General features: G+C 57.8%; 16 protein-coding genes and 1 pseudogene. 13 read left to right on the top strand and 4 right to left on the bottom strand.

Translation table 11 applies throughout. The features are described 5' to 3' along the window. Positions 1 to 177: 177 nt before the first annotated feature. The 3 genes from Q352_RS24320 (at position 178) to Q352_RS22880 (ending at position 2,967) form a co-directional block, all read left to right on the top strand. Positions 178 to 834: a CatB-related O-acetyltransferase gene (locus tag Q352_RS24320; RefSeq protein WP_036386388.1), complete on the top strand. Its 657-nt coding sequence runs from the start codon at positions 178 to 180 to the stop codon at positions 832 to 834. Positions 835 to 1,258: 424 nt separating this feature from the next. Then, positions 1,259 to 1,720 carry an integrase core domain-containing protein gene (locus Q352_RS23455; RefSeq protein WP_156952555.1) on the top strand — a complete coding sequence of 154 codons (462 nt, stop codon included), beginning with the start codon at positions 1,259 to 1,261 and terminating at the stop codon, positions 1,718 to 1,720. Beyond that, the gene (locus tag Q352_RS22880) at positions 1,717 to 2,967 is read left to right on the top strand and encodes a GGDEF domain-containing protein (protein ID WP_084300188.1); all 1,251 of its coding nucleotides are present in this window, start codon (positions 1,717 to 1,719) and stop codon (positions 2,965 to 2,967) included. Before Q352_RS23455 ends, Q352_RS22880 begins: the two co-directional genes overlap by 4 nt. On the opposite strand, the gene Q352_RS0113590 is transcribed toward Q352_RS22880, so the two are convergent. Further along, positions 2,964 to 3,392: a VOC family protein gene (locus tag Q352_RS0113590; RefSeq protein ID WP_028499816.1), complete on the bottom strand. Its 429-nt coding sequence runs from the start codon at positions 3,390 to 3,392 to the stop codon at positions 2,964 to 2,966. The genes Q352_RS22880 and Q352_RS0113590 overlap by 4 nt on opposite strands. A gap of 800 nt (positions 3,393 to 4,192) precedes the next feature. Here Q352_RS0113590 and Q352_RS0113585 point away from each other — a divergent pair. Next, entirely contained in the window at positions 4,193 to 5,809 is a 1,617-nt protein-coding gene (locus Q352_RS0113585; protein ID WP_028499815.1) for a hypothetical protein, read from the top strand. Positions 5,810 to 6,326: 517 nt separating this feature from the next. Beyond that, positions 6,327 to 6,632: a hypothetical protein gene (locus Q352_RS0113580; RefSeq protein ID WP_028499814.1), complete on the top strand. Its 306-nt coding sequence runs from the start codon at positions 6,327 to 6,329 to the stop codon at positions 6,630 to 6,632. Positions 6,633 to 6,909: 277 nt separating this feature from the next. Here Q352_RS0113580 and Q352_RS21155 read toward each other — a convergent pair whose 3' ends face one another. Further along, complete coding sequence (locus Q352_RS21155) at positions 6,910 to 8,484, bottom strand: efflux transporter outer membrane subunit (protein ID WP_084300186.1); 1,575 nt, start codon at positions 8,482 to 8,484, stop codon at positions 6,910 to 6,912. 92 nt (positions 8,485 to 8,576) lie between these two features. Between Q352_RS21155 and Q352_RS0113570 the strand changes: the two genes are divergently transcribed. The 3 genes from Q352_RS0113570 to Q352_RS0113560 all read left to right on the top strand — a co-directional run bounded on the left by Q352_RS0113570 (position 8,577) and on the right by Q352_RS0113560 (position 13,480). Then, positions 8,577 to 9,194: a TetR/AcrR family transcriptional regulator gene (locus Q352_RS0113570; RefSeq protein ID WP_028499813.1), complete on the top strand. Its 618-nt coding sequence runs from the start codon at positions 8,577 to 8,579 to the stop codon at positions 9,192 to 9,194. A gap of 84 nt (positions 9,195 to 9,278) precedes the next feature. After that, a complete protein-coding gene (locus Q352_RS0113565; protein WP_028499812.1) occupies positions 9,279 to 10,394 on the top strand; it encodes an efflux RND transporter periplasmic adaptor subunit in 1,116 nt (371 codons plus the stop codon). After that, positions 10,391 to 13,480: an efflux RND transporter permease subunit gene (locus Q352_RS0113560; protein WP_028499811.1), complete on the top strand. Its 3,090-nt coding sequence runs from the start codon at positions 10,391 to 10,393 to the stop codon at positions 13,478 to 13,480. The genes Q352_RS0113565 and Q352_RS0113560 overlap by 4 nt, the downstream gene beginning before the upstream one ends. 57 nt (positions 13,481 to 13,537) lie before the next feature. Here Q352_RS0113560 and Q352_RS0113555 read toward each other — a convergent pair whose 3' ends face one another. Then, complete coding sequence (locus Q352_RS0113555) at positions 13,538 to 13,981, bottom strand: winged helix-turn-helix transcriptional regulator (protein WP_028499810.1); 444 nt, start codon at positions 13,979 to 13,981, stop codon at positions 13,538 to 13,540. 211 nt (positions 13,982 to 14,192) lie between these two features. Here Q352_RS0113555 and Q352_RS0113550 point away from each other — a divergent pair, with 211 nt between their 5' ends. The 4 genes from Q352_RS0113550 (at position 14,193) to Q352_RS21150 (ending at position 18,202) form a co-directional block, all read left to right on the top strand. Further along, a complete protein-coding gene (locus Q352_RS0113550) occupies positions 14,193 to 15,194 on the top strand; it encodes an NADP-dependent oxidoreductase (RefSeq protein ID WP_028499809.1) in 1,002 nt (333 codons plus the stop codon). Positions 15,195 to 15,246: 52 nt separating this feature from the next. Further along, positions 15,247 to 16,041: an SDR family NAD(P)-dependent oxidoreductase gene (locus tag Q352_RS0113545; RefSeq protein WP_028499808.1), complete on the top strand. Its 795-nt coding sequence runs from the start codon at positions 15,247 to 15,249 to the stop codon at positions 16,039 to 16,041. Positions 16,042 to 16,108: 67 nt separating this feature from the next. Then, entirely contained in the window at positions 16,109 to 17,176 is a 1,068-nt protein-coding gene (locus Q352_RS0113540; RefSeq protein ID WP_028499807.1) for an alkene reductase, read from the top strand. Between the two features lie 441 nt (positions 17,177 to 17,617). Further along, positions 17,618 to 18,202, top strand: coding sequence for a GNAT family N-acetyltransferase (locus Q352_RS21150; protein WP_211249630.1), 585 nt, complete (start codon positions 17,618 to 17,620; stop codon positions 18,200 to 18,202). Positions 18,203 to 18,343: 141 nt separating this feature from the next. On the opposite strand, the gene Q352_RS0113530 is transcribed toward Q352_RS21150, so the two are convergent. Continuing rightward, a complete protein-coding gene (locus Q352_RS0113530; protein ID WP_028499806.1) occupies positions 18,344 to 20,431 on the bottom strand; it encodes a DUF3320 domain-containing protein in 2,088 nt (695 codons plus the stop codon). 277 nt (positions 20,432 to 20,708) lie between these two features. Between Q352_RS0113530 and Q352_RS0113520 the strand changes: the two are divergent. Beyond that, positions 20,709 to 20,966 (top strand): annotated as a pseudogene (locus Q352_RS0113520) (transposase); the annotation flags it as partial. Between the last annotated feature and the right edge of the window lie 18 nt (positions 20,967 to 20,984).

Genomic DNA, 20,984 nt, shown 5'->3' with positions numbered 1-20,984 from the left:
GCTCGTCATATCGAATAATGATGTCGCGCCAGTCGCGACCTCCATGGAAAACCGGATACTTCCTGCACCGGCCAGCACCCTGACATGCTTCCTGGTCCCGGCCATCACGCATCAGGCCGCCACCGACCCTTGCTTTTCCAGTGCGGGAGGGGACAATCCGGAGTATCAAGCATCGCCATGGCAACCTGTATGCAACATCAAAAACACTGGTCAAAAGTCGAACTGATTTACCAGACCGTTCGCAACCCGAACATCCACATCAAGGGCACGCACAGCTATTACAGCGATGCGTGGAGCGGCAGCTTTGAACAATCCGTGGTGCGCTATCTGTATGGCGACGAATACAGCCTGCAGGCGTGGGAGCCGCAATGGGACATCGACCCGCTTTATCTTGGTGATTACGTATGCATCGGTGCGGAGGCGGTAATCTTGCTCGGCGGCAATCACACGCACAGGGCGGACTGGTTCAGCCTGTATCCTTTTGCCGATTTTCTGGACGAGTCCTACCAGGGCAAGGGGCCGACCGTGATTGGCGACGGCGCCTGGATCGGCATGCGCGCGATGATCATGCCCGGCGTGACGATCGGAGAAGGCGCGATTGTCGCGGCCAACAGTGTGGTCACGCGCGATGTCGCCCCTTATGCCGTGGTGGGCGGCAACCCGGCGAAGCCGATCAGGACGCGTTTTTCGCCGGCAGTGATCGAGCGGCTGCTGGCGCTCAAGGTTTATGACTGGCCTGAAGCGAAATTCGATACGCTGAAGCGACAGTTGTGCAGCGCCGACATCGACGCACTGGAAGCGGCCAGCCGTCGCTACGATCAGGCGTCAGACTGATGACGCGACATGCCCGTCGATGGCGCCCGACAGACAGAAGCCCGGTCGATGCCCGGGTAGTAGCAACTGGCATTGGAAATTTATATGACATATGCTGAAACGGCACACCCTGCCAAGACAGGCACTTGTCAGCTTAGAAGGGCGACAGAATGCACCCAGCCGGACTGGTCATTGAGAACTTCTGCAGGCTCACCCATGCGAAGCCGACCCGCCAGCCCGGCTGGCATGCCCTGGCTGGTGGGAGCAATGCTGACAAGACGGCAGTCGTCAACACGCCGGGGACCCTGCTGGCTGCGAGTCCATCAATGGCCGGGACCTGCCACAAGATGGAGCTCCCTGAGGCGCCCCCCGGCGATCAAGGCATGATGGTGCGGCGGCGGCTCGCCTGGAACGACGGGGAATCCCCACCTTGAATGACTTGACGATGAACCATCTGAAAGCACTTTGTGCTGTGCCAAAGCGCATCCAGATTGACCATGGCAGCAGGTTCATCCTGCATGCGCCGGCTTACCGGGCGCATGAACACAAGGTGCCCCTGGACTTCTCCAGCCCAGGAAAGCTCGCAGCCCCTCCCCTCGCCAAAGCAGGCAACGGAAGTTTCCGGGATGAATGCCTGAACGTGCATTGGTCCCTGTCACCTGGGGATTCGCGTGAAAAGACCGAAACCGGGCGACAGGGTGAAAATCCATTCAGACCGCACAGTTCACCATGCAATCCGACGCCCCGCGAGTTCCGGCCCGCACTCATTGACAGCCAGAACCCCAGGTGCGTGGTGATCGGCCTGCGGAGAGAAAATCATCATTGCCTTGCAACATATTCAAATACAAATGAAAGCAACGACACAATGATGAATATCTTTAATTTTCATATTTATAAATATTTATGAACAATGCCACTCACGCCAAAATTGTGCACGAGGACGCTACAACCAAAGCCCTTGGTCAATGCGTAGAGTCATTGCAAAAGACCCTGTTCTTGACACCACTCGGATGGGGGTTGGTTGTATGGCTATCCTACGGTTACATTCCCACACGAAATATAACCACATGGGTTTTGATATTCTTAATAGAATGGCTCATTTCTCACGGGATAATTATTTACATAAAATCATCAAGATTGAGCAATAAAAAAATCACTGCTTTTCTAAATTTATTATCAGCAGCGGATGGGATTGCCTGGGGCGCCATGGTGCCGCTTCTCTTTCTTTACAATCAACTCGTTGACTCTTGGCTGGTTGTTGTTTTATGCGGGGTTGCCGCCATCAATGCGCCTGTATACGTAACATGCATGTCCGCATTCAGATATTTTGCAACTGGATTTTGGGCTTTCTCTGTACCACCTGCGCTGCAGTGGGGCGCAGAGGTATTTGCAGCATCAGAATTTTCAATAGGGTTTACGGTATACTTGCTGATTTTACATTACAATTTGAATGTTTTATCGACCAAGGTTATCCTCGGGATCAAACTGCAACTGGAAAACAATATTTTCACCAGGGACCTGGCAGAATCTCTTGAAAGAGTCGAGATTTTGGCAAACAATGACGCCTTGACCAATCTGGCGAATCGAAGATCACTCAATTCAATGCTGATCAATTTCCAGCACAAGAAAGATTGCGGACTAGCGAATTCCTGCCTGATTATGCTTGACATTGATTTTTTCAAAAAAATCAATGATGTTCATGGCCATGCCATCGGGGACAAGGTTTTGTTTCATTTTGGCCAGCGGGTACAAGCCAATTTGCGATCATCAGATGTGCTCTCCCGGTATGGCGGTGAAGAATTTATCGCCATTCTGCCCGATGCCGATTTGGAAATGGCACTGGAAATTGCAGAGAGGATCAGAACCGACATTCAGCACCATGAATTAATATCTGACCCACCCATTTCAATCACGGTTTCTATTGGAGTATCCAAATTTGAGAAAAATGAATCCACCGATGACCTGATAAAAAGGGTAGATGCCTGTCTGTATATGGCAAAAAACAATGGAAGAAATCAAGTGTGGTTCAATATAGAAGGCGCAGCGCGTCAATATTACCCTTCATTGGAGAGGCAAGGGGCAGTCCATCAGGCAGGATACGGCGCCCTGCCCCCCGGAGAACCAGCCCAGTGGCAATCAACACGCCAGGATTAAAAAGTGATCGACACTGAAGCAGCACTACGCGTCGCTTCACCGTGATAGACCGCTTCAATATTGTTGCCGTCCGGATCAAGGACAAAGGCAGCGTAGTAGCCAGGATGATAGGCACGCTCCCCGGGAGCGCCATTGTCCTCGCCACCATGCGCGAGCGCGGCCTGGTAAAAACGGTCGACCATCGCCCGGTCTTGCGCCTGGAATGCCAGGTGATGACGCCCCGTCAGCACCCCCAGCGCCGCCGGGCCATCCATGGCGGTCACGAACAATTCGTCTGCCCAGAAGTACCCGTCACCCGCGCCTCCCATGGGCACATTGAGAGAAGCAAAAACGGCTGCGTAAAAGGCCTGGCTCGCAGAAAGGTCTTGAACTACCAACTGGATGTGGTCGATCAGACGACCCCGATGTATTTCTTGCGTTTCCATACAGCCCCCTTGAGTAGTCATTCAAGCGCCTGGCGCGATGCATGCGCAGCATAGCGTGCAGAACGACAAGCTTGCACGTTTATGCAATGCCCCGGCGAAACCTGCTCGGGTTAAACGGCCAAAGCAAACGCTTCAGCCGAGGTTTTCATCCCTGGTGCGCCGCCCAGCCGGAGGCGTCGCAACGAGAGGCTGGCGGTGCCGCCGGTATTCACTATCAACAAGATCCGGGGTCGGGATGCCTCGTTCGTCGCAAGTCCTGGCTGGGGCTGGCGTCGAAATGCCTCAGATCATCGCAGCTGAACTGCGAAAAGCTCTCGTAGCCAACAGCAGGCGGCGCGCCTCAAGTAGCCGAAGCGGCTTCTGATACTGCAACGGCCTGAGTGGGCTTGCCCCGTCCTTCGCCCAGTGCGGCGAAACCGTTAGCGCTGTGTTGCAAGAGCGCTTTGGGCGTACTCGCTTCGCCGTGAATTTGACAGCTACCTTTGAGTAAGCAGTCTTACCTCACAGTCCCATGCGGGCAGGTCAATGGTTATTCTACTATGCTAGAATCATTGATTTGGGATCAAAGCCAAACTCGGTACAGTCCAACGGGCCGCACCTGCCTGTCGAGAAAGTATAGGGTGGCTCCCATGATCCTGCGCGAGCAGCGTGTCCAACTTGCGCCAGGAGTCTTAACTACTTGTTTTTGATAGTTAATTTGAATAATTGTTTGACGAAAAGCAAGGCTACCCAAGGCGCCACCTTTGAAAGTGGTGCGTAAGCCATACTCTTCGAAGCGTCGGCATAAAAGGAGAAGAAGGATGGGGCTTTTCGACAAGGTTGCTGCCATTAGCGCTGGCATCAAGGACAAGGCTGTTTCTGCGGCAGAGGAGGCCGAATTGGCCTCGAAATTTAGCAACCTAAAGGACAAAACAGCCGAGCACGCCTCCGCCTACCTAGAGACGGGAAAAGAGCACGCAGGACGACTTGCAGATGCCGCTAGCGCGAAGCTGTCCGAGGTGGATTTTGATGCTTTGAAGCGTAGCGAAACCTACGTAACAAAGTTCCACGAGTATCGCGAGTACAGTACCGAAAAAGTCGTCAATATCTATTGTTCAACCTTCGAAGTGGATAAGACCACCTCCGAAATGATAGAGGACATCCGAGGTCGATTGCCTTCACGCCCAACGGATGTTGATGACATTTTCGAGCAGTGCAAGCGTGAAGCATTTCAGCGAGCAATTTCAGCCTTCTGTTTGGCACCCATCATGCAGGGGCTCGACAGAACACTTGAGGGTCGTTATGCCAACCTGTCGGTTGATTACAAGGACTTCAAGGAAAAAAACAATCTACACGACGCCCCCAATTTCGCGCGCATGAAGAACGAACGCTTTGAAGCGCGAGCGAATGGCATGATTCCTCTTACCGATGCCTATAACAAAAGCACTCCCCTCAATCCTTACGATGCTGATATTGAGCATGTCGTAGCAAAGAAAAATTACTACGACGATTGGATTTTAAAAGGAGCGACCAACGACGATGAAATCATCGCAATGATGAACCATCCGGACAATCTCACGTTCACAAATGAAAGTGTTAATGGATCGAAAAGCGACTGGGACATCCAAGGGTATCTAGCGCACAAGGCGCAAGCAAACGAGCTACGGGTTGACGACAAAAATCCAGATAAGCTGTACCTATCCATTGGTCGCGTTGAACGCGAAGTTAGCAAATCTGACATGCTTGCTGCAGATGATAAGGCGCGAGAAAACCTCCGCCGCCAGCACTTCGAAGCAGCAAAAGAAATAGGCCTGACCGTGGCTAGCGCCGGTACCCGCATGGCTGCGCAGCAGGTGGTTGGCCTCATCGTCATGGAGACTGTCGACATTTTTATCGACGAAATCAAAGATATCTGCAGGAACGGTAAGTTCTTCGATGAGAACGGACTACTGGCCAACACCAAACAACGCCAGCAGAACATCTCGGACAAACTTGCCCAGCGCTTTGAAGAACGTCAAATCTGGGCGCGCGCCAAGGTGGCGGGCATTGAAGGTGGAGTTGCCGGTGCGCTAAGCGCCATACCCCAGATTCTCATCTCTCTTATTGTGAAAATACCTGGGTTTATGCTCTCCATCATCCGAGAATGCACACTCTCAGTTGTTCGGTCAGTACGCGTCCTCTTGAGCAACGAAGAAAACAAATTCGATAGCATCAAGGTGGTGATGATGGGTACGGCCTCGGCAGTGCTGGGGGTCTACGTAGCCAATGTCATCTCTAAGGCAATTCGGCCGGTGCCAATGTTGAATGTTTTTAATGGCCAAGTAACTGCGGTACTGACGGGCGTGGTCACTACAGCGGCTCCGCTTGGAGCTATTTATGTGTTCGACCAAAACAAGGCCAAATTTAGCTTTGCGGTATTCGGGGGTAAGGGCTCGTGATTGCCACACGGAGCCCCCAAAGAAAAATTAAGTGAGGATGAGGCAGGTGTCGTCTGGAGAAAGACAAGCGAGCGAAGAAGCCTAAACAGCCGACTTGAGCAAGCTCTCTGGCGGCGTCCCTGGAGCGCCCTGCGTAAACTGTTACGCCAGAGGGGGTTGGTGGGATGTCCATCGCCAGTTGAGGTGGGTGGGAGCATAAGAGAGAGAGGCGAATACGGCTACTTGGCGATGTAGGTGAGCGTTACCCGGAGTTCAATGAGCAGTGGCAGTTAAACGCTACAGAGCAGACCGAGCCGGCCTACTAGTTGAATGACCGCTTTGGCCGACAACCAGTCATCCCGCGATGATCTCTGCCGTCATGACAGCTTTTCGGTCATGGCAGCCTTTCATGACAATGTTGTAACTGACTACTTACGGCCAATTGCAACCATTCGGTTGTTGAAATCTAAAAAGACTTGAAAAACCTAATGCATCTCAACGCAATTTTTTTGCCTCCCCATTTGATGACCATTATCAAATGGCACTGCTTTATTGCATCGACAAGGAGCAGAACTATTGTTTCTCTCTTTCCAGATTTCCCGATGAAGACGAAATCGAGGTTATGATTCTCGACCAAGTCAATAGCAAAGTCGATGACCTTTCCGTAAAGCTACGTGGTTCGATGTTAAGCGTCTCAATAGACGAGTCCCTCGCTGAGCAACTGGATGGTCATAGAACATACAGCATTAACTTGATCGGTGCTGATAGCGTCAAGATGGAGACTCTTCGCGGCGCTCTTCACAAAATATTTGAGGGAAAAAATGGCCTTGGCATTGAAGAATAAACCTGCTTATTAACGACTGCTATCGGGAATCGTCAAGGACCGCTAGGGGCTGAGACCGGTCATTGGGCTACGAGCGCGGACAGACATTTGCCGCTGGTCGATTTGCCAAAATTCTCAAGCTGACCTAGCGAACCCTATTCTGCCCCCGCGTGGGAGTCTGGTGAGCAAGTACGCGCAACTAGTGTGCAGTGCAGATGGTAATTAGTGCGCAGTGAGGATGCAATTAGGTGTGCAGTTGGGAAGCTATTTCGCAGCCAGTGGCACATCGTTCGATGTGTCAGGCGGGCAGCTGCTCTGACGGCCCACTGGCCCATGCAGCACGGCGTGGGCCAGCAGCAGCCCCGGTACGATTGCACGCGACCGCGCCCCCTGCTCTGGAAGTTTTATTGAAGCCCGCCATGTCAGCCTCTGTACTCAGCCCCGTCTGCCAACCGCCGCCAAGCGCCTTGAAGGCAGCAACCGCTGCACGTGCCGATTCCGTCTGCGCCTGAGCCTGTGCGTCGGAGGCACGCAGCAAGCTTTCATCTGCCTGCAGGACCTCGATCAGGCTAACGACCCCTTTCTGATAGGCAGCAAACGAAGCCGACCGGGCCCGGCTGAGCGAGTCCACTCCCCGGGCAAGGACTGCCGCCTGTTCCTCGCGTTTGACCAGGGCCGTGAAAGCGTTCTCCACGTCCTCAGTCGCATGCAGCACCGCAAGCCGATACGCGGCCAGCATCTCAACCTCCTGGCCCCTGGCCTGGTCAATCTGCGCGTTGATGCGACCAAAATCGAACAGGCGCCAGCGCAGCCCCAGCACACCGGAAGCCTGGCTGGCACCGCCAGTGAACAGATTGCCCGCCGTCACGCCCGTTGCACTGCCGATCAACCCGCTCAGGGAAAGTTTGGGGTAATACTCGGCAACGGCAACGCCAATACGTGCATTCGCTGCAGCAAGGCGGCGCTCGGCCGCGATCAGGTCAGGCCGGCGCCGGAGCAACTCGCCCGGTGATCCGGTAGCGCCAATGCGCGGGGCAACAGGGATGGCAGCAGCTTCGGCCAGCTCGGCACGATGCGTGCCGGGTGACGAACCCAGCATCACATCCAGTGCGTTCATGGCTGCGTCCAGTCCCGCTTCAAGGACTGGCACGGAAGACTGGACCTGGGCAAGCCCCCCTTCGGTCTGGCTCACCTGCAGTTCGGCCACCAACCCCTTGCCATATAGCAGCTGGATGGTTTCAAGCAGCACCTGCTGCTTCTGCACCTGTCGACGGGCAACATCCAGCCGGGTTTGCAACCCGCGGATCTCGATATAGATGTCGGCGGTCTGCGCTGCCACTGCCAGGCGAGTAGCCGCATTGCCGGCTTCCGAAGCCTGATACTCGGCCAGTGCCACTTCTCGTCCACGGCGCAAGCCACCAAACAAGTCCAGTTCCCAGCTGGCACCAAGTTCGGCCTCATAGGCATTGCCATACCGGTCGAAACCCGGTCCCGAATTCAGGACTTGCCCCAGGGGCGTTTCAACGGACTGGTAGGCTCTGGCAGCCTGGCCGCCGACATGGCCAGCCGGCAGCAGCGCGGCATTGGCCGCTCCAAGCCCCGCCCTCGCCTGAATGACGCGGGCGGATGCCTGCGCGAGATCGAGATTTTGCGCTAACGCCAGCATGACGTATCGACTCAGTTGCGGATCACCGAAACCTGTCCACCATGCAGCCTGGTCGGCACGGGTGGACGCATGCCGCTGCTCCACTGCGGCAGCGCCCAGATACCGTTCAGGCATCGGCATGTTGGGCCGGGCATAATCGGGACCAGCAGCACAGCCGGCCAATAAACTGGCTGCGATGAGCAAGGCAAGAGAGCGTTTGGCTAGCACGGACAGGCTCCGGGTCAGAATGAACTATGGTGACCATATTACATATTGGTCACTCATTGTCAATTTTTGAGTACCCCTGTAAGCTACAAGCCATGAAGAGCCCCCATACTTCCCCTCCTTCCGCCCGCGGCCCGGCCGACCACGAAGTCCGCGATCAAATTGTTGCCGCCGCCACCGAGCACTTCAGCCACTACGGCTACGAGAAGACCACGGTGTCCGACCTCGCCAAAGCCATTGGCTTTTCCAAGGCCTATATCTACAAGTTCTTCGAATCCAAGCAAGCCATCGGCGAGATGATCTGCGCCAACTGTCTGCGCGAGATCGAGGCCGACGTCAGAGCAGCAGTCGATGCAACCGGGCGGCCGCCCGAGAAACTGCGGCGGATGTTCAAGGCCATTGTGGATGCAAGCCTGCGGCTGTTTTTCCAGGACCGCAAACTCTATGAAATTGCGGCCTCGGCTGCAGGCGAACACTGGCAGGCAACGGTCGCCTACGAGGAGCGCATCCAGAACTTGCTGCAGGATGTCGTGCAGCAGGGGCGGCTGAGCGGGGACTTTGAGCGCAAGACGCCGCTCGATGAAACCGCCAAGGCGATTTACCTGGTCATGCGCCCCTATCTGCATCCGCTGCAGCTGCAGTACAACATCGAAAACGCAGAGGAGGCCCCCGCGCAGCTCTCCAGCCTGGTGCTGCGCAGCCTGTCGCCGTGACGATACACCCAGACAGTGACCATTGACTAAATTGGTCACAATAACAATACTGAAAGTCCCGATCACTTCGTCAAAGGGACTTTCATGCTTCGGCATCGCCTTGCCATCCCTGCAGTCATTTGTGCCTTGCCGTTTGCGTTGGTCGCCTGTGGCGAACAGGCACAGACAGATCCCCGCACCGTCACGCCGCTTGTGCGTACGGCCATCGCCCGGGCGACTGCCCCTGAATCACGTTCATTCACTGGCACCATAGCCGCCCGGGTACAGAGCGATCTCGGCTTCCGTGTCTCCGGCAAGGTGCTGGAGCGCCTGGTGGACACAGGGCAAACCGTCAAACGCGGTCAGCCGCTGATGCGGATTGACCCGGTCGACCTGCAACTTGCCGCCCATGCGCAACAGGAGGCGGTAGTCGCGGCGCGAGCGCGGGCGCAGCAGGCAGTACAAGACGAGGCCCGCTACCGTGACCTGCGTGGAACCGGTGCGATTTCTGCTTCAGCCTACGACCAGGTCAAAGCGGCGGCAGATGCAGCCAGGGCCCAGCTCGGCGCAGCCGAAGCGCAGGCCAGCGTGGCCCGCAATGCCAGCCGCTATGCGGAGCTAGTGGCCGATGGTGACGGGGTCGTCATGGAAACGCTGGCCGAGCCCGGCCAAGTCGTCAGCGCCGGGCAGGTCGTGGTGCGTCTGGCTCGCACCGGTCGTCGAGAGGCCGTCATCCAGTTGCCGGAGACCCTGCGCCCTGCGGCAGGCTCCATCGGGCAAGCCACCCTGTTCGGCAAGGAAGGGGTCAGCGCTACCGCCAGACTTCGTCAGCTCTCCGATGCCGCAGATCGACTCACCCGCACCTTCGAAGCACGCTATGTGCTGGATGGCGACTTGGCCAATGCGCCTTTGGGTGCCACGGTGACAATACAGATCCCGGATGGGCATGCAGTAAACACGGCGGGCATGCAGGTACCAATCGGAGCATTGTTCGACGCGGGTAAAGGACCTGGCGTCTGGGTAATTAATGGCAAGCCAGCCAGGGTAACCTGGCGGCCAGTCTCCGTCCTGCACCTGAGTGATGATGGCGCGCGCATTGACGGCCAGATCAGGCAAGGCGACCGGGTCGTCGCGCTCGGTGCGCATCTGCTGCGTGAAGGACAACAGGTCCGGCTTGCTGACAATGCCGTCGCCACGGCCGCAGAAGGAGTCAAGCCGTGAGCGAGGGCCGTTTCAACCTGTCGGCGCTCGCCGTGCGCGAACGTGCCGTTACCCTATTCCTGATTCTGTTGATCTCGCTGGCGGGAGCCGTCTCCTTCTTCCGGCTGGGACGTGCCGAGGACCCATCATTCACGATCAAGGTGATGACTATCGCTACTGCCTGGCCCGGCGCCAGCGCACAGGAGATGCAAGACCAGGTCGCGGAGAAAATCGAAAAGCGCCTGCAGGAACTGCGCTGGTATGACCGCAGCGAGACCTACACCCGCCCCGGGCTGGCTTTCACCACGCTGACCTTGCTGGACAGCACCCCGCCATCGGAAGTGAAAGAGGAGTTCTATCAGGCACGGAAGAAAGTCGGCGATGAAGTGCAAAATCTTCCTCCTGGCGTGATGGGGCCATTTCTGAATGACGAATACTCCGATGTGACATTCGCCCTGTTCGCACTCAAGGCCAAGGGTGAACCACAGCGTGTGCTCGTTCGCGATGCGGAAACGCTGCGCCAGCGTCTGCTGCATGTACCGGGCGTGAAAAAGGTCAATATCGTTGGCGAACAGGCCGAGCGGATCTTTGTCGAGTTCTCGCATGACCGCCTGGCCACACTGGGCATCAGCCCGCAGGACGTATTCGCTGCCCTCAACAGCCAGAATGTTCTGACGCCAGCCGGCTCGGTGGAAACCAGGGGGCCGGAGGTGTTCATCCGCCTGGACGGCGCCTTTGACCAGCTGCAGAAAATCCAGGATACGCCGGTGGTGGCACAAGGCCGCACGCTGAAACTGTCGGACATCGCCACGGTCAAGCGCGGCTACGAAGACCCGGCAACGTTCATGATCCGTAACGGCGGCGAATCAGCCCTGCTGCTGGGCGTCGTCATGCGCGATGGCTGGAACGGGCTGAACCTGGGCAAGGCCCTGGACAGCGAGGTGGCAGCGATCAACGCAGCACAGCCGCTGGGCATGCGCCTGATCAAAGTGACTGACCAGGCCGTCAACATCAGCGCAGCGGTCGATGAGTTCATGGTCAAGTTCTTCGCTGCAGTGCTGGTAGTCCTGCTGGTGAGCTTTGTGAGCATGGGATGGCGTGTGGGCATCGTGGTTGCCGCGGCCGTGCCGTTGACGCTGGCCATCGTCTTCGCCGTGATGCTGGCGAGCGGCAAGAACTTCGATCGCATAACACTGGGATCGCTGATCCTGGCGCTGGGCCTGCTGGTGGACGACGCCATCATCGCCATTGAAATGATGGTGGTGAAGATGGAGGAAGGCTACAACCGGGTCGCCGCTTCGGCCTATGCCTGGAGCCACACCGCAGCACCAATGCTGTCGGGCACGCTCGTCACGGCAGTCGGCTTCATGCCCAATGGCTTCGCCCGGTCCACGGCCGGCGAGTACACCAGCAATATGTTCTGGATCGTTGGCATAGCCCTGATCGCCTCGTGGTTGGTCGCGGTGGTGTTCACCCCCTACCTGGGTGTCAAGCTGTTACCCGACTTCAAGGCGGCCGAAGGCGGTCACGAGGGCATCTACGACACGCCACGCTACAACCGCTTCCGCCGGCTGCTCGGGCGCGTCATTGCCCGCAAGTGGATCGTCGCCAGTTCGGTGATCGGCCTTTTCGTGCTGTCGGTGCTCGGCATGGCTGTCGTCAAGAAACAATTCTTCCCGGTTTCTGACCGACCTGAAGTTCTGGTCGAGATGCAGATGCCCTATGGCACGTCGATCACGCAAACCAGCAAAGCGGCAGCGAAGGTGGAAGCCTGGCTGGCCAGGCAGAAGGAAGCCAGAATCGTCACCGCCTACGTCGGCCAGGGTGCACCACGCTTCTTTTTCGCGATGGGACCGGAACTGCCCGATCCGTCGTTTGCGAAGATCGTGGTACGCACGGACAGCCAGGACGAGCGCGAAGCATTGAAACTCAGGCTGCGGCAGGCCATCGCCAATGGACTGGCCCCCGAGGCACGCTTGCGCGTCACCCAGCTCGTATTTGGCCCCTATTCACCATTTCCGGTGGCCTACCGTGTCACCGGCCCTGATCCCGGGGTATTGCGTAAAGTCGCCGCCGAGGTACAGCAGGTCATGGATGCCAGCCCGCTTGTGCGCACCGTCAACACGGATTGGGGAGTACGTGTGCCCACGCTGCACTTCACCTTGCAGCAAGACCGGCTGCAGGCGGTGGGACTGACTTCCAGCGCCGTCGCGCAACAGCTGCAATTCCTGCTGACCGGGGTGCCCGTCACCACGGTGCGCGAGGACATCCGCACGGTGCAGGTCGTCGCACGTTCGGCCGGAAATGTCCGGCTCGACCCGGCCAGGATTGGCGATTTCACGCTGGCGGGCGCCCATGGGCAACGCATTCCGCTGTCGCAGGCGGGCAAGATCGAGGTGCGCATGGAAGAGCCCGTCATGCGCCGGCGCGACCGCACACCGACGATCACCGTACGAGGCGATATCGCTGAAGGCTTGCAGCCACCGGACGTGTCGGCGGCCATTACAAAGCAACTCCAGCCGATCATGAAAAAGCTGCCGGAGGGTTATCACATCGCAGAAGCAGGATCCATCGAGGAGTCGGGCAAGGCCACCGTGGCGATGCTGCCAATCTTCCCGATCATGCTGGCCATCACGCTGCTCATCATCATGTTGCAGGTGCGTTCAATCTCCGGAATGGTCATGGTCTTCCTCACCAGCCCGCTGGGCCTGATCGGCGTGGTGCCGACCCTGCTCCTGTTCCGGCAGCCCTTCGGCATCAATGCATTGGTCGGCCTGATTGCGTTGTCGGGCATCCTGATGCGCAACACGCTGATCCTGATCGGACAGATCCGCGAGAACGAAAAATCAGGGCTGGATCCATTCCGTGCCGTAGTCGAAGCGACCGTGCAGCGCGCCCGTCCGGTAATTCTGACGGCGCTGGCGGCAATCCTGGCGTTCATTCCGCTGACCCATTCGGTATTCTGGGGAACGCTCGCTTACACACTGATCGGCGGCACCTTCGCCGGGACGATCCTGACCCTGGTATTCCTGCCGGCGATGTATTCCATCTGGTTCAGGATCCGGCCCAGCAGCGTCAGTCGACCCTCAGAGAAGGAACCCGCATGAAGATGGGCCGCCATCGGTGAATACGCAAGGCAGCCATCCGGTTCGCCAGATCGGCTGTCAGCTTTCATCAGGCGTGACCATGCGCATGGGGCGAGTCCCGATCTTCGCCCCCGTGCCTTCATCCACAGCGACTGCCTTGATTTCTTTGCCTGTTTCCGCGTCCAGGAAACGAGTCAGCTTGCCCCCGCCGCGGTATTGGCGTCCCCATGCGCCGATCATGAACAGTACCGGCAGAAAATCGCGACCGGCAGCAGTCAGCAGGTACTCCTCGCGCGGCGGGTGCTCCGAGTAGCGCCGCTTCTCCAGCAGCCCCTCCTCCGTCAATGCCGCCAGCCGGCGGGTCAGCATCGTCGGTGCAATGCCCAGGCTTTTCCGGAATTGGTCAAAGCGGGTGAGGCCGGCATGGGCGTCCCGCAGGATCAGTATGCTCCATGCGTCACCGGCGACAGCCAGGCTGCGCGCGATCGGGCATGGGTCATTGCAACTATTTTCGCTGTTCATACTATTTTGATAGTGACTTGTTTTCAGATTGGTAGTAGTGTTCGTATCAGTTTGATACTAACACTTCAATGACAGGCAATCTACCCGGTACGGAGACTTGGTTGATGAGCACGAGCAATGCAGGTATCGCTCCGGTAACCGGAGCATTTTCAGACATCTGCGCAGCCGCAGCGGCGTGGCCGATGGGCAGTGCAGGATGAAAAGTCAGACCATGAAAGCACTCACTTTCAAACGCTATGGCAAGTCGCCCGGGATCGGGCTCACCGAAGTTCCCCGCCCCACGCCAAAAGCCAGCGAGCTGCTGGTACAGGTTTACGCCGCCGGCCTGAACCCGATCGACAATATGATTCCGACCGGGATGTTCAAACCGGTTCTGCCTTTCCGGCTTCCGGCCACCCTGGGCAGCGATCTGGCCGGCGTGGTGACCGGGGTTGGCAGCGACGTGACTCGCTTCAAGCCAGGCGACGCCGTCTTCGCCAGCGTCTTTGACCTTGGCACAGGGTCAATTGCCGAATTCGCGGTCGTGCCGGAGAGCGTTGCCGCGCTGAAACCGGCCAATCTGGACTTCGTGCAAGCCGCCTCGATGCCGATGGTCAGCCTCACCTCGTGGCAAGCGCTGAAGGAACGCGCCAATCTCCAGGCCGGCCAGAAAGTCTTCATCCCTGCCGGGTCGGGCGGAATCGGCACGCTTGCGATCCAGCTGGCAAAGCACCTTGGCGCCAGGGTGGGAACCACCGCCAGTACGGGCAATATCGAACTGGTGCGCGGTCTGGGCGCAGACGAGGTGGTCGACTACAAGAAGCAGGAATTCGAGAAGGTCCTGCATGGCTATGACGCAGTGCTTGGTACGGTCAGGGGTGATGTGATTGAAAAATCCATCTCCATCCTCAAACCGGGAAGCAGGATCGTCTCTCTCGTCGGCCCGCTGGATGCGGCATTCGCTCGTGCGAAACGGCTGAATTTCTTCCTGGCATTCGTATTCGGGTTGATGAGCCGCAAGATCATGCGCCAGGCAAAGAAGCGGGACGTCACTTACTCGTTTCTCTTCGTGCGTCCGGACGGCGCCCAACTCGACCACATTGGCCAACTGCTTGAGACGGAACGCATCCAGCCGGTAATCGACAAGGTATTCCCGTTCGAGCAGGCAAAAGAGGCGCTGGCCTATCTTGCCCAAGGCCATGCCAGGGGGAAAGTCGTCGTCAAAATGCGATGAGCAGTCCCCATCGAGCCCCTTTTTTTACTCACCTGACCAACAGAGAAAAACCATGAACTCATCCAGAAAAGTCGCGGTTGTAACCGGTGCCTCATCCGGTATTGGCGCCATCTACGCGGATCGTCTTGCCCGGCGCGGCTATGACCTGCTGCTTGTCGCCCGACGTGGCGACCGCTTGCAAAGTCTCGGCGCAAGGTTTGAGCAGGCTTATGGCATCAGGGCCGAAGCGCTGGTGGCCGACCTTGAAAAAGAAACCGACCTGACGGCTCTGGAAACCGTCCTCGCTGATCATTCCGCCATCCGGGTACTGGTAAACAACGCGGGTATTGCCAGACTGGGCCAGCTTGCCGAAGCGCCGCCGCAAGACTCGCTGGCGCAAATCGCCTTGAACATCACGGCGCTGACGCGCTTGACGCATGCCGTGCTGCCAGCGTTCAAGGCGCGCAACGACGGCATCATTATAAATATTGCCTCGGCACTGGCACTTGATGCGCTCCCGGTCAGCGCCGTATACAGCGGCACGAAGGGTTTCGTGCTCAACTTCAGTCGCGGCCTGCAGCAGGAGCTAGCGAATACCGGAATCAGGGTTCAAGTGGTGCTGCCTGCCGCCACCGCCACCGATCTTTGGGATATCTCCGGCGTGCCGCTGGCCGCGTTGCCACAAGAAACGGTGATGTCTGCCGAGCATCTTGTCGACGCCGCACTAGCCGGTTTCGACCAGGGCGAGTCGGTCACTTTGCCATCCATGGCTGATGCCGGCCTCTGGGAGCGATTCGATACGGCACGCGCCGAGCTGTTCGCTGCGATGCAAACCAGCCAGCCAGCACCGCGACTCCTTGCCCTCTGACCGCAGTCGGGCGAAGCGCCCTTGTCTCAATCCCGCCTGATCCAAACCCGACACACTGGAAACCTTGATGAGCAGCGCACTATTCACCCCCACCCGGCTCGGCAGCCTGCCGCTGAAGAACCGTATCGTCATGGCGCCGCTGACACGCAGCCGCGCGATCGGAAACCTGCCTAATGAACTGATGGCGCAGTACTACCGCCTGCGGGCGGATGCCGGGCTGATCATTACCGAAGGCACGTCACCGTCGCCCAACGGTCTGGGTTACCCACGCATTCCCGGACTGTTCAACGAAGAGCAGGTGCAGGCCTGGCGACGGGTCACCGATGGCGTTCATCAGGCCGGCGGCAGGATTTTTGTGCAATTGATGCACACTGGCCGGGTCAGCCATCCCGCCAACATGCCGGCCGGCGCCAGCGTTCTGGCTCCCTCGCAGGTCGCCGTTCCCGGCGAGATGTGGACCGACACCGACGGAATGCAGCAGCATCCAGAGCCACTCGAAATGAGCGAGGCGGACATTGCCCAGAGCATCGCCGAATATGCGGCATCGGCCAATCTGGCCATGCAGGCCGGCTTCGACGGCGTCGAGCTGCATGCGGCGAATGGCTACCTGATCGACCAGTTCCTCAATACGGCTTCCAATCTGCGCCACGATCGCTGGGGCGGCCCGGTCGAAAACCGCATCCGCTTCGCGGTTGAAGTCGCCAGGGCAACCGTTGCTGCCATTGGTGCCGGGCGCGTTGGCATGCGTATCTCGCCGTATGGCGTCTTCAACGCCCAGGTGCCGGATGCCGGGATGGATGACTTGTACCTGCGTTTGATCGACGAGTTGAATGCGCTCGGTCTGCTCTACATCCACGTCGTGGATCACAGCTCCATGGGGGCGCCGGAAGTCAGCCCCGCATTGAAAGCCAGGCTTCGTGCCGCGTTCAACGGGCAATACATTCTCTCCGGAGGCTACGATGTCGCCCGGGCCAATGCCGATCTCGACGCACAGCGTGGCGACCTGGTGGCTTTCGGTCGTCCGTTTATCTCGAATCCGGATCTGGTAGCCAGGCTGAAGTCAGGACAGGCCTTGGTGGCGCCTGATTTCTCTACCTTTTACACACCAGGAGAAAAAGGCTACACCGATTATTGAAGCCTGAGCCGGATCACATACTTGCATGACGATCAGGGAGCAAGCCGCTCGTGCATCACCCCCTTGAATTGAATCCTGCCGCTGCGGGGAAGCCTCGCTTCGCTCGTCCGTTTATCGTGGACGGCGTTTGTGGACAGTCTGAACCTGCTCTTCGGAGCAGGTTTTTTTGCGGACAAACGGCGGGAGTGAGCCTCCTTGCCAGTGAGTCACTGCGGGAACGCGCGCCTTTGCTCCCGGCGCCTTCGCACAGCCTGCTCACCGTCCATCAGGAGCCCGGGCAATTGATGGGGCCGCGCCGGTCTTTCCAGACATCCACGGCCTTCCGCTCCCCGGCTGGTTATGATATCCATTTGATAATCCTGTCCGGGGCAAGCGGGTCCATGGAGACTCGCTTCCAGCGGCCAGCCCCCCCGCCGGCACTATCCAGGGCTGTACCTCGCCGTGGTCATCCTTTCCCTGCTGGTCATGGCTTATGCGCAAAGAGGATTTATGGAGTTGCTGTTACTGGCTGATGAGCCATCTGCCGCAGGCATGGTTGCCTCATGGTATTTTGACGAATGGTGCCGCGACAGCGGCCATTACACTCAAGATCAGGTGCTGGCCAAGGTCATGGCTGCCACTCATGTCGACAGGGCGCCGCTGATCGTACTGGCCCGCCAGGCCGGTGAATGGGTGGGGGCTGCCGAGCTCAAGATCCGTGAAATGGCGATATTTCCCGAGTACGAATACTGGTTGGGTGGGGTATATGTCGTTGAAAAAGCTCGCGGACAGGGGGTCGCCTCCTTGCTGATAACAGAGATTCTCAGCCGTGCTCGTGGTGCAGGGATACGCAAGCTGTACTTGCAAACCGAGAACCTGACCGGTGGCGTTTATTGTCGTCATGGTTTCAAGGCCGTTGAGCACGTTAATTACAAAGGCGTTCATGTCCTGGTGATGGTGGCGGATACCGGCATCCCGTCATCACCCGTCCTGAATAGTGTTGACACCTGGACCGCAGAACAACCGCCGGAGCCACCCGGCAATTGACGCCCGCTGCACTGCATCGGGCGCCCGCTCATCTGCGCGAGCATGCCAAGCGGCCGGATTCGATTTGGGGAGGGCCCTTTCTGTAGCGTGGAGCATTACAACCTGTCGAGCCCTCAGGATCCCACTGGGCAACAGCCGGCCTCATACTTCGAGGCTCTTGACCATGCCCCCCCAAGCACGCTCCAATCGACTCCGGCTTATTGCGCTGAGTTTTCGCAAGCCAATTTCACGCGACATGGCCAGAACACCCGACTCCTTGTCATGTCCTGCATCCCTCATCTCGAACGCCAGTGCCTTTAACTCGGTCAATGAAATCTCATCGACCGAACGCACCGAGCCTACTGCTGGACGCCGGAACCGAGTCGCCCCGGCAACGTCACTGCCTTTGGGCCAGAAGAATGTACCAACGTCTTCCGCCTCACTCTCGTAGTGCAGGGATGCTAGGCGAACGACCCGGTCCTGGATGCGCGCACCTGTGCGCCCCCAACCATGCAGGCGTGCAATGCGGCGTGCTAGAACCTCATCCAGAACTGGGCCTTCGACGCTCACCACGTGCTCAATCATGCAGAGAAGACGCGGGTTGTACGCCACCTCGAAGAACGCTTCTGCGTCGACTTCGAAACCGGTCAATGCCAGGTCCACTTCAATGAACCGCGCCTCCGACGATGCATTATTGGATACGGCGCAAGCGTTTTGTGCATAGGTCAATGACGAGACATCCGCATCGTTCTCCGGTATGACGGGCTTTTCGATACCGCCTGACAATGCGCCAGTCGAGCCCTCGCTCGAGGTTGCCATGGCCCCAGCAATAGCTTGCCGTGCAAGTATTGCAGCGTCTTCTGCTTCTTTTGCCCGCACCACACGTTGTTCAGCCAGAAGTGACTCAAGTTGCCCATGAATTTTTTCGACGGTACCAGGCATGTCAATCCACCAGTCAGTCGACCAGATTCGCAGGATTTCCCATCCCAAGCCTCGCAATACCTGCTCACGGAGCTTGTCGCGATCCCGGGCCGTCGCCGAACGATGGTAGGTTGCCCCATCGCATTCAACACCGGCCAAATAACGACCCGGTGCGTCAGGGTCAACGACGCCAAGGTCAATGCGAAATGCAGACACACCGACCTGCGAGTGCAAAATCCATCCCTTTTCAGCAAGCGTTGCAGAGACGCTTTTCTCGAACAGGCTATCAAAATCACCAATGCTGCCAACAACGGCCTCGCCAAGTGCACGCGCACCACGGTCCGCAAACTCAAGGAAGTGCTTCAGGTCCCGCACTCCCAGCGCCTGCGTTCTTGACAGATCCATCTGTTCCGGCTGGAAGCTTCCGAACACCCGAAGCTCCTGGCGAGCACGGGTAATGGCAACGTTCAGTCGTCGTTCACCGCCCTGCTGGTTCAACGGACCGAAGTTCATGGGCATCGAACCATCAATACCTGGGCCATAAGTGATGGAGAAGTACATGATGTCGCGCTCATCACCCTGCACACTTTCCAGATTCTTGACGAAGACCGGCTCCGTCTGGGTCTCAAGGAAGTACGGTTCGATGGAAGGGTCCTTACGGCGTTCGTCATCCAGCAGGTTCTCGATGAGCGTTTGCTGCTCGGCATTGAACGTGACAACGCCAATGGTCAGTCCGCTTTCGCGGAATCTCGGCGACTTCAGCTTGCCGACGAGGTCCGCTACCAATGCTTTCGCTTCCAGTTTGTTTGTCCGTGCACCGCCGCGCTCGTATTGCCCGTTCGGCACATGATTGAAGCTCACAGCACGGTCGTTGGTCACAGGACTCGGGAACGTAACCAGATCCCCGTCGTAATAACGATAGTTAGAGAACGCAATCAGGCTTTCGTGGCGGCTCCGGTAGTGCCACGACAGCTTCATCGTGGGCAGGTTTGCACCGATACACTCTTCAAGAATGCTTTCGAGCTCAGTCTCGACATCACTGTCGTCGACATCGGATTCCGCGCGGTCAAAGAAGCTCGTTGGCGGCAGCTGCTTCGGGTCTCCGACCATGATGACCTGTTTCCCGCGCGCCATTGCGCCGATAGCATCCCACACCGGAATCTGCGACGCCTCATCGAAAACAACGACGTCAAAATTCGCGGTTTCCGCCGGCAAATACTGGGCGATAGACAGCGGACTCATGAGCAGGCACGGCGTCAGGCGCATGACAGCATCCGACGCTTGCGCCATTAGCTCACGCAGCGGCAGATGGCGGGTCTTCTTCTGCATCTCATAGCGCAGTAGCCCCCACTCGGAACCGCGAGATACGCGGTCAGGCGCAGGATGGCCAGCGGAAAGCTGTGCACGGACCAATGCCTGAGTGAGACCGATGAAACGCTCGTCCAGCTCTCGGAAATCACGAATCCGCTTCTCGTGTTCAGCAGAAACAAATGTTCGGAGAACTTCGTCAGCGTCGACAACCGCATTCAGCCACCAACCGACGTCCCCCCGGATTTGAGTAGCACGCTGGTCTAGAGTCCAATCCTAGTGGTGAGGGAGATTGGGCATGAAAAAACGGTATACAGAAGAGCAGATCATTGGGTTCCTGCGTGAAGCGGAGGCAGGTCTGCCGGTGAAGGAGTTGTGCCGGCTGCATGGCTTCTCGGAAGCAAGCTTCTACCTGTGGCGCAGCAAATTTGGCGGAATGAATGTATCTGACGCCAAGCGTCTGAAGGAGTTGGAGGCTGAAAACGCGCGCCTCAAGCGCATGCTGGCGAATGCCTTGCTGGAAAATGAGGTCACCAAAGAAGCACTGCAAAAAAAGTGGTGACCGCACCGGCAC

Origin of the sequence: Microvirgula aerodenitrificans DSM 15089 (genome assembly GCF_000620105.1) — a bacterium.
Lineage (GTDB): Bacteria > Pseudomonadota > Gammaproteobacteria > Burkholderiales > Aquaspirillaceae > Microvirgula > Microvirgula aerodenitrificans.
This window is presented reverse-complemented; position numbering and strand designations above follow the sequence as displayed.